The organism is Pseudomonas syringae pv. cilantro (assembly GCF_001293775.1).
Lineage (GTDB): Bacteria > Pseudomonadota > Gammaproteobacteria > Pseudomonadales > Pseudomonadaceae > Aquipseudomonas > Aquipseudomonas syringae_P.
In genome coordinates this window covers 1-284 of sequence record NZ_LGLN01000044.1, presented here as the reverse complement: position 1 = coordinate 284, position 284 = coordinate 1, and the positions used below count along the sequence as shown (strand labels likewise).

General features: G+C 56.0%; 1 pseudogene. It reads left to right on the top strand.

Annotation, left to right across the window (positions count from 1 at the left end):
• Window positions 1-284, top strand: a pseudogene (locus ABJ99_RS13125) (relaxase); the annotation flags it as partial.

Sequence of the window (284 nt, the reverse complement as noted above, 5' to 3'; positions counted from 1 at the left end):
GCATGGAAAACGACAGCTATCGTGAAGCGTTCAAAGCCAGCATTGTGGCCGCTTACAAGCAAGTCGAAAACTCGCCTAAGTTGATCGATGACCTGGACCACCTCACGGCGATGGCTGCGCAAATAGTCAATGAGGTGGAAGACCGTTTGTTCCCTGCACCTCAACCAGCAACGGGCCAGACAGCCCCGGTCAGGGGCAAAGTCATCGAGGGCACGCTGATCGAGCACGGGGAAGCACCCTATCAGCACAAGGACGACAACCAGATGAGCTACTTCGTGACGCTC